9 protein-coding genes are annotated in these 8259 nt (G+C 46.0%); 1 reads left to right on the forward strand and 8 read right to left on the reverse strand.

The window, feature by feature from the left end; translation table 11 throughout:
- Positions 1-6: 6 nt before the first annotated feature.
- The 8 genes from ABDZ76_RS15280 to ABDZ76_RS15315 form a co-directional block, all read right to left on the reverse strand.
- On the reverse strand, positions 7-981 hold the full coding sequence (locus tag ABDZ76_RS15280) for an FAD binding domain-containing protein (RefSeq protein WP_343807356.1): 975 nt from the start codon (positions 979-981) through the stop codon (positions 7-9).
- Positions 968-1477, reverse strand: a complete 510-nt coding sequence (locus ABDZ76_RS15285; protein WP_343807358.1) for a (2Fe-2S)-binding protein — start codon at positions 1475-1477, stop codon at positions 968-970. Before ABDZ76_RS15285 ends, ABDZ76_RS15280 begins: the two co-directional genes overlap by 14 nt.
- Positions 1478-1485: 8 nt before the next feature.
- Complete coding sequence (locus ABDZ76_RS15290; RefSeq protein WP_343807360.1) at positions 1486-1743, reverse strand: hypothetical protein; 258 nt, start codon at positions 1741-1743, stop codon at positions 1486-1488.
- A 28-nt stretch (positions 1744-1771) separates the two neighbouring features.
- Positions 1772-2740: an ABC transporter ATP-binding protein gene (locus tag ABDZ76_RS15295; protein WP_343807362.1), complete on the reverse strand. Its 969-nt coding sequence runs from the start codon at positions 2738-2740 to the stop codon at positions 1772-1774.
- Positions 2740-3738: an ABC transporter ATP-binding protein gene (locus ABDZ76_RS15300; RefSeq protein WP_343807365.1), complete on the reverse strand. Its 999-nt coding sequence runs from the start codon at positions 3736-3738 to the stop codon at positions 2740-2742. Before ABDZ76_RS15300 ends, ABDZ76_RS15295 begins: the two co-directional genes overlap by 1 nt.
- On the reverse strand, positions 3735-4580 hold the full coding sequence (locus ABDZ76_RS15305) for an ABC transporter permease (protein ID WP_343807368.1): 846 nt from the start codon (positions 4578-4580) through the stop codon (positions 3735-3737). The genes ABDZ76_RS15300 and ABDZ76_RS15305 overlap by 4 nt, the downstream gene beginning before the upstream one ends.
- Complete coding sequence (locus ABDZ76_RS15310; protein WP_343807371.1) at positions 4573-5574, reverse strand: ABC transporter permease; 1002 nt, start codon at positions 5572-5574, stop codon at positions 4573-4575. The genes ABDZ76_RS15305 and ABDZ76_RS15310 overlap by 8 nt, the downstream gene beginning before the upstream one ends.
- Positions 5575-5641: 67 nt before the next feature.
- The gene (locus ABDZ76_RS15315; RefSeq protein ID WP_343807374.1) at positions 5642-7297 is read right to left on the reverse strand and encodes an ABC transporter substrate-binding protein; all 1656 of its coding nucleotides are present in this window, start codon (positions 7295-7297) and stop codon (positions 5642-5644) included.
- Positions 7298-7424: 127 nt separating this feature from the next.
- On the opposite strand from ABDZ76_RS15315, the gene ABDZ76_RS15320 reads away from it, so the two are divergent.
- Positions 7425-8027 (forward strand): helix-turn-helix domain-containing protein, encoded by a 603-nt coding sequence (locus ABDZ76_RS15320; RefSeq protein WP_343807386.1) that lies wholly within the window; start codon positions 7425-7427, stop codon positions 8025-8027.
- The last annotated feature ends 232 nt before the right edge of the window (positions 8028-8259 follow it).

Consider the following 8259-nt stretch of genomic DNA (forward strand, 5'->3'; position numbering starts at 1 on the left):
TCAGTGTCATTGTGCAAGTCTTTCAAGCATATGGTGAACTGCTCCACGAGCCAGTGAAACTTTATGTGCGGTTTCCGGCCGTATTTCGGCGTGCTCAAATACGCGGTCCAGATAAAGATCAATTTGGTTTCGTGACGGAATGTGACCGAGAAGAAGTCGCTCCGCATTTACATCTCGCCACGGTACTGTTCCAACACCACCATAAGCAATTGCCGCCCGACTAATTTTGTTGTCGTCAAGTTCGAGGCAAGCCGCAACAGAGGCACTTGCAAACTCATAAGAAGCGCGACCACGTAGTTTGAGATAGCCAGATTTGGCTTGCATTCGCCCGCTTGGAACCTCAACGGATGTAATTAATGCGTTTACAGGCAAAGTGTTTAACGGCATTGCTTTTTGATCAGGTTTACGGAAAAAATCGGCAATGGGGATACGAATATTTAACCCACGATATTGCGCAACAATTATTGCATCCATTGCAAGCAATGCAACCGCCATATCCGATGGCTGAGTGGCAATACAAGCGGATGAAGTGCCAAGAATTGCATGCCCTGATGTAGGTACTTGCAAGGCTTCACAACCTGCCCCTTCAACGCGACGGTTGCATGCCCATGAGGTATCTCTGAAATAAATGCAACGCGTGGCTTGCAGTAAATTTCCGCCAATACTTGCAGCATTGCGGATTTGTTCTGATGCGCCAGATAAAATTGCTTCAGAAAGTGCAGGTAGATGTTCGCTAATGAGAGATGATTTCGCAACATCACTATTTGAAGCCAAGGCTCCGATGTGAATATAGTCATCATGTTGGGAAATCGATGTTAGGGGAAGCTTTGAAACATCAACCAGCACCGGTCCGACGGCATGACCTAATTTCATAAGGTCGAATAAGGTTGTTCCACCGGCAACGGCTTGATGCCCACTTTGCGAAAGTGCATATAGAGCTTCATCAACTGAGGATGGGAAAATCCATTCAATCTGTGCCATGTGCAACCTCTCGGATCGCAGCAATGATACCGTTATAAGCACCGCAACGACAAATATTGCCGCTCATGGCCTCTTTAATTTCATCTATGTTTTTCGGGCACCCGCTTTTTATCAGTGCTAGTGCTGACATGATCTGTCCAGGTGTACAATAACCGCACTGCAAGGCATCATGACGGATGAAGGCATCTTGCAAAGGATGCAACTTACCATCAACAGATATGATGCCTTCAATCGTGGTGACTGAGGTACTTTGCAATTGAGCAGCAAATTGCAAACACGCTAATCGTCGTTCGCCATTAACGTGAATGGTGCAGGCTCCGCATTGACCATGATCACAACCTTTTTTAGTTCCCGTCAGGTTGAGATCTTCACGAAGAAAATCCAGAAGACTTCGACGGGGATCGACCATCCGGCTGATTAGGTTGCCATTGACAAGCATGGTCACATTTATCGGAATGATGGTTGTATCATCGTCATGACAGGTTCCTGCACACATGTTTAACCTCAAGCGATCAACAGCTCGCGCGCTACCAAATGTTCTTTTACCTTTGATAAGTCACCCTCATAATCCCAGACTTCAACAGTATCATGTGGACATGCTACAAACAGGTGGTCATCGGTGAATGAAAGAATACGGTCGAGTTTGATAACTTTTTCGACGAATTCTGTTTTGTTGGCTGGACGAGAGATACGGTTTCCATCGTTATCATAACCGATCAAAACTGTGCGACAACGAATACGGGCAGTAAAATAAAGAGACATCAGAACCTCAAAAGATGTGTGAATAGATTTAGTTTGTGACACCAATGGCAACGTGGCAGGCAACTTGTGCACCATCGCCGACATCTACTAGCTTTGGAGCAATTTCGGCACAGATTGGTTGTGCTACAGGGCAGCGTCCTCGGAAGCGACAGCCTGACGGCGGATTAATGGGGCTTGGAATGTCGCCCTTGATGACGACGCGTTCACGGCGCGCTACACTCGGTGGTAGCGGAAGCGCAATGGCTGAAAATAAAGCCTGAGTATAGGGATGCAAAGGGCGCTTCCATAATGCAGCCTTTGGTGCAATTTCAACAATCTCGCCCAGATACATGACAGCTATTCGATCTGCCAAATATCCGATGACAGATAGATCATGCGAGATGAAGATATAAGAGGCGCCCATATCATGCTGAAGCTTTTGCAACAGATTAATAATCTGGGCTTGTACGGACACATCAAGAGCTGAAACCGGCTCGTCGCAAACCACAGTTGAGGGCTCGAGTGCAATGGCACGTGCGATTGCAATACGCTGACGCTGACCACCGGATAATTCATGCGGAAAACGATCAGCATAACTTGGATGTAAACCCACACGCTCAATGAGCGCTTCAACCATCGCTTTTCTATCTGCTTTCGAGCCTACATTATGAACTGAAAAAGGCTCGGTTAGAATTTGCCGAATTGTGCGTCTGGGATTAAGCGAGGCGAACGGATCCTGAAAAACGATTTGCAGATCACGCCTAACCGGTTTCATTTCAGCTCGGGAAAGATGGGCTATGTTTCGTCCTCGATAGAGGATTTCACCTGATGTTGGTTCATGTAAACGAATGACCGTGCGGCCAAGTGTCGATTTACCGCAACCAGATTCACCAACTATACCGAGAGTTTCTCCGGCACTTAATTCTAGATTTATATGATCGACAGCGTGAACACGTCCACGAGGTGTGTCGTAATATTTAACAAGATTACGAATTTGCAAAATTGGATCATTACTCATCAAGACACTCCGGCATGGAAACAGGCCACGCGACCACCTGAAGGATGGTTCGTTAAGACAGGTACAGCCTGAAGGCAGTTACTCTCGACCCGTGAGCAGCGTGCAGCAAAAGCACATCCTGATCCTAATTGATCCATAGGAGGTACAGTTCCTGCAATTTCGGCTAGAGGCACAATTTCACAGCCATCAATGACAGCATCAGGGCGTGGCACGGAAGCCAGAAGAGCTTGGCTATATGGATGAGCCGGATTTGAAAAGAAAGTTTCCGTATCTGCTTCTTCAACTTTACGGCCAGCATACATGACCATTACGCGTTGTGCCCATTCGGCAACCACACCAAGATCATGAGTGATAAGGATAACACCCATGCCAATTTCAGTTTTTAATTGATCAATCAATTCAAGTACCTGAGCTTGAATTGTAACATCAAGCGCAGTTGTTGGTTCATCGGCAATTAAAACCCGAGGGCGGCATGCAAGTGCTATCGCAATAACAATACGTTGGCGCATGCCACCGGAAAGTTGAAAAGGATATTGTTCTGCGCGTAATTTCGCTTCAGGAATGCCTACCATATCCATGAGTTGAAGCGCACGCTTAGTTGCTTCAGTATGACTACAAGCTTCATGCTCAAGTACGCTCTCTGCAATTTGCTGCCCTACTTTCATAAGGGGATTGAGAGAGGTCATTGGCTCTTGAAAGACCATGGAAATATCTTTACCGCGCACCCGGCGCATTTCTTTATCAGATAATTTCACTAGATCCGTATTATCAAGGCGAATACTTCCGGCAGAAATCCTTGCAATGCGCTTTGGCAATAATTGCAGCATTGAATGCGCGAGCATACTTTTACCGCAACCAGATTCACCCACAACAGCCAAAATTTCACCAGCTGAAAGTTTGAGATCTATATTGTTAACAACAGGAAACCATTGTTTGCGTTCATTACGAAATTCGGTTCGCAGGCCTTCGACCTGCAAAACAGGGGAAGAAATGTTCATCGCTTAGCTCTCGGGTTTAAGGCCTCATTGAGCGCATCACCGATCAGGTTGATCGCCAGCACCGTCAAAAGTACGGCCAATCCGGGTATGGTAACCATCCACCATGCCGTTCTGATTGCTGACCTTCCTGCGCCAATCATATAACCCCAAGTCATAGTATTGGGATCACCGAGCCCCAGAAAGGACAGTCCGGCTTCAAAAAGGATAGCTGTAGCAACCATAAGAGAGCCGGCGACAACAATTGTTGTCAAAACATTGGGTAATATTTGTACAATGAGAATGCGTAGATCATTCATTCCTAATGAAACACATGCTTCTACGAATTCTCGACTTTTAATACTTTTAACTTCAGCACGCACTAATCGCGCTAATGGTGCCCAGCTAACAATAGCAATAGCACCTATAATATTGGGTAAGGTTGGCCCCAAAACCGCAACGATGACAATGGCACCGATAAAGGTTGGAATCGTCTGAAAAAATTCAGTGATCCGCATTGCAAAACTGTCGACCCAGCCACCAAAATAGCCAGCTAATGCACCAATAATTGTGCCCAGTAGAACAATAACAATTGTTGCGACGCCTCCGACAAGCAGAGATATACGTGCGCCATATGCTATACCGGCTGCAATATCACGCCCGAGCATATCCGTGCCCAATAAGAACTCACCGGAGAATGGGGCTTCGAATGGCATGCCTACCATTTCGAAAGGGCCTTCCGGATAAAGTATGGATGCAAAGGCGGCCAAAAGTATAACGCAGGCGAGCACCAAAAAACCTATTGCGCCGCTTGGATTACTTAGCAGTTTTTTTATCATGGACGGTCGTGAAATTTGATTAACCATGTCGCCCACCTGTCAAACGAATACGAGGGTCGATCAGGGTATAAATGACATCAACCAATGCATTGGTAATAACGACCAAAATCGAGCTCAGAAAGAAAATACCCAAAAGCAAGTTGAGATCACGTGCGAATAGAGCTTCATAAGCAAGCAATCCGAGCCCCGGCCATCCGAAAACAGATTCAATAATAACTGAGCCACCCAGCATTGCTGAAACCTGCACACCTGCCATTGTGACAACAGGAATAATTGCATTACGTAGCGCATGATGCATTACGATATGACTATTAGATAAGCCTTTGGCGCGTGCGGTTTTAATGAAGTCTTGTCCGAGTGTTTCCAACATCGAAGCTCTCATAAGGCGTGTATAAAGCGCCATGTAAAAAAATGAGAGGGCAATTGCTGGCAAGACCAAATGATGTGCCACATCAAGGATATAACGGAAGCCGGTCAGTGACGTGCCAATGGTCTCGTATCCACTCGTTGGAAACCAGCCAAGATTGAGTGAAAACAAAATGATCAACATTAAGCCGACCCAGAAAAGCGGGGTAGCATAAGTGATGATAGCAAGGATCATAATGACGTAGCTAACATAAGTACGGTCACGAATAGCTGCTATAGCACCAAGCAGAATGCCAAAGCTGATTGATAATATCATCGAGGTAAACATCAGAAGCGCAGTGGCACCCAGGCGTTCAAAAATAAGGGAAGAAATTTCCCGCCCATGGCGGAAAGAATAACCAAGGTCAAAAACAAGCAGGTTTTTCATATAGTTTATGAACTGCACCCAAAGTGGTTGATCAAGGCCGAACTGCGCACGTATTTGTGCCATATATTCTTCTGTTGCCGAGCCAGCTTCTCCGGCAAGCACCTGAGCTGCGTCGCCTGGAGCCAGGCGGATCAGGAAAAAATTCACAACGACAATTGCAATAATAATAGGGATACCGTGCAAGATACGGCTCAAGACATATTTACCGTTTGCAAACCACATAGCCATAGACTTTCTTTGACAATATTATTGCAGATCCCGGTACATCGCCGGGATCTGCCACGATCAAAAAATGTTATTTTTCGACCCAGACGTCATAAAGTCCGCCACGTAAGCCAAGTGGAGACGTAATCAGATCTTTGACGCGGCTACTTTGCATTGCAACCAGATCCATATCCATGATCCAAATAATAGGGCTGTCGTCGACGAGAATGCGCTGCAATTCATGGAAATACTCATTGCGCTTTACGGGATCTGCTTCCGTCTGAGCGGCTTCCCAAAGTTCATCTACTTTAGGATTTGAATATTGAGCAACATTTCCGAATGGTACTTCTTTATTGATGTTTTTTGACCAGGTATTACGCTGGACGCCAAGTGTTGGATCCGCCATGCCGATAGACCAAGTGGACGTCATATTGAAATCGTAATTATTGTGAACTTCGCGAACGAAGGTTGGATAATCACGAGTTCGCAGCTCAACATCAATGCCAACACGGGCAAGCTGCTGTTTAATCACTTCGCCCATACGTCGCCAATCTTCACCAAAGGTTGCAACGTCGTGAATGATCTTAAAGCGCTTACCGTCTGCTTGAACGGGGTAGCCTGCATCATCAAGCAATTTGTTAGCAATATCTAGACGATCTTTAACTGTAAAATCCGTTACACCCTCATCTGTCCAGGCACCAGCTCCTTTGACAAAGGATGAGATTGGCCCGACTGCAGGCTTGCCAAAACCATACCAGACTGTATCGATAATCCGCTTGCGGTCGATCGCGTAAGCAACGGCCTGCCGCACCTCTTTCTTGTCAAAGGGTGCCGCATTGGTATTAAGCTCCAGCATCATCACCGGAGCGATAGCTTCATAACCGCCGTAAGCGATTGAAACATTATCAAGCTGTTCTAAGCGGCGCATTTCAACTGGATTAATCGTTCCAAAGGTTGCAACATCAATCTCACCACTTTCAAGACCAGCTGCGCGTGTTGCAGCATCAGCAACAAAACGGAAAATCAAGGTGTCGAGATAAGGACGACCGTCACGCCAATAATCAGGATTACGCTCTAGCTGGATATGGCTGCCTTTTGACCACTCGACGAACCGATAAGGTCCTGTGCCGATAGGCGCATTAACTGCTGGGTTATTACGAAAATCAGTTCCTTCATAAATATGCTTTGGAACAATAGGCGTCTCTAGGCTTGAAAGCCCTTTCATAAGCGGCAAATATGGGTGATCGAGCTTTAAAACGACCGTCAAATCATCCGGAGTTTCAATGGCATTTACAGGTCCGAGATTGCCTTTGCCACGTGGATGATACTGTTTAACAACTTCCAGCAAAGAGAATTTTACATCTGCTGATGTGAAAGGTTTGCCGTCATGCCACTTGACGCCGTCACGAAGTTTGAAAGTGACGGTTTTACCATCCTCACTGACTTCCCAACTGGTAGAAAGCGACGGCTTAGGGTTGAGATCGGTATCATACTCAAGCAAGCCATCAAAAATCTTGGTTGCGATTTCAGCAGTAGTCGGCGCTGAACTTAATGCATTTGTAATAAGTGACGGCTCAGGCGTTGTCGTGATAACAATGCTGCCACCTTGCTGCTGCGCGTTGACATGCAGGCTGCCGAAAAGCGCACTGGCTGCGAGTGCACTGGAAAATATAAATTTTCTTGCAAAGAACAATTGACCCCTCCCGTGGTGTTGTACACTGCTGCAAGTGCTATGGCTTTTGCCCAAGGACTCGCATCATTGTTGCTCTTAATAATTATCGCCTCATGATAAATTTGCAAGATAATTTTTAGACTGGATAGAATTTTCTTTAAAGACTATACAAACTTGAGTGATACTTAGGAGACTTGGCGTGATGAATGTTGAACAATTGGAGCTGCCATCCGATTCCATTCTTGATAGTCTGGGGGAGCGTATTCGCGCATTGCGCACTCAGCGCAATATGACATTGCAAGAACTCTCAGCTCAGTGCCAAGTTTCGGTTGCGATGCTCAGCCACATTGAACTCAACCGCTCTACACCATCAATTAAGGTGCTTGATCGCATTCGCCACGGCCTCGGAGTGCCTTTTGGGGCGCTTTTCGAAGAAAATCCCCAAGATAATAAGGAAACAGAGGCAACCGTTGTCATGCGGCGTAATGAACGGCCGCTTCTTAGGTTCGACTCTACGGGTCTTGTGAAGGAGTTACTCTCTCCTGTGCGCGGGACGCAGCTTGAAATGATGCTGCTACGTCTTCAGCCTAACGGCTACTCTGGCGATGAGCCTTGGCGTCGAGTTGGGGAAAAATGCGGCATCGTGCTCAATGGTAGTTTCGAACTCACTATTGGCTCGTCTCCGTATAATTTGAATGAAGGAGACGCCTTCCAGTTCGATAGTTCTGCGCCACATATGTTTAAAAACACATATGATGGGGAGAGTGTTATCATGTGGATTATCTTATCAAGAGAATTTGGGTAGTTTTTATCACGGATTTTAATTTGTAGAATAATCTAAAATACAGTTCATAGACTATTGGTGCCACTATAAACGGCACCAGTTGATATCGTTTAATATTCTATCATCTTGACGTGAGCCCCGCAAACTCCTCCAGATTTTGGTAGAGTTCAATCCTTGGTAGGAGATGGACAATGAAACGCTCACGGTTTTCAGACGAACAGATAATCGGGATGATTAAAGAGCAGGAAGCTGG

The organism is Paenochrobactrum glaciei (genome assembly GCF_039522165.1).
GTDB classification, from domain to species: domain Bacteria; phylum Pseudomonadota; class Alphaproteobacteria; order Rhizobiales; family Rhizobiaceae; genus Paenochrobactrum; species Paenochrobactrum glaciei.

Coding starts and splice junctions, on each gene's coding strand:
- ABDZ76_RS15300 (WP_343807365.1), bottom strand. CDS start 3,738: ATGAACATTTCTTCCCCTGTTTTGCAGGTCGAAGGCCTGCGAACCGAA.
- ABDZ76_RS15295 (WP_343807362.1), bottom strand. CDS start 2,740: ATGAGTAATGATCCAATTTTGCAAATTCGTAATCTTGTTAAATATTAC.
- ABDZ76_RS15280 (WP_343807356.1), bottom strand. CDS start 981: ATGGCACAGATTGAATGGATTTTCCCATCCTCAGTTGATGAAGCTCTA.
- ABDZ76_RS15285 (WP_343807358.1), bottom strand. CDS start 1,477: ATGTGTGCAGGAACCTGTCATGACGATGATACAACCATCATTCCGATA.
- ABDZ76_RS15310 (WP_343807371.1), bottom strand. CDS start 5,574: ATGGCTATGTGGTTTGCAAACGGTAAATATGTCTTGAGCCGTATCTTG.
- ABDZ76_RS15320 (WP_343807386.1), top strand. CDS start 7,425: ATGAATGTTGAACAATTGGAGCTGCCATCCGATTCCATTCTTGATAGT.
- ABDZ76_RS15305 (WP_343807368.1), bottom strand. CDS start 4,580: ATGGTTAATCAAATTTCACGACCGTCCATGATAAAAAAACTGCTAAGT.
- ABDZ76_RS15290 (WP_343807360.1), bottom strand. CDS start 1,743: ATGTCTCTTTATTTTACTGCCCGTATTCGTTGTCGCACAGTTTTGATC.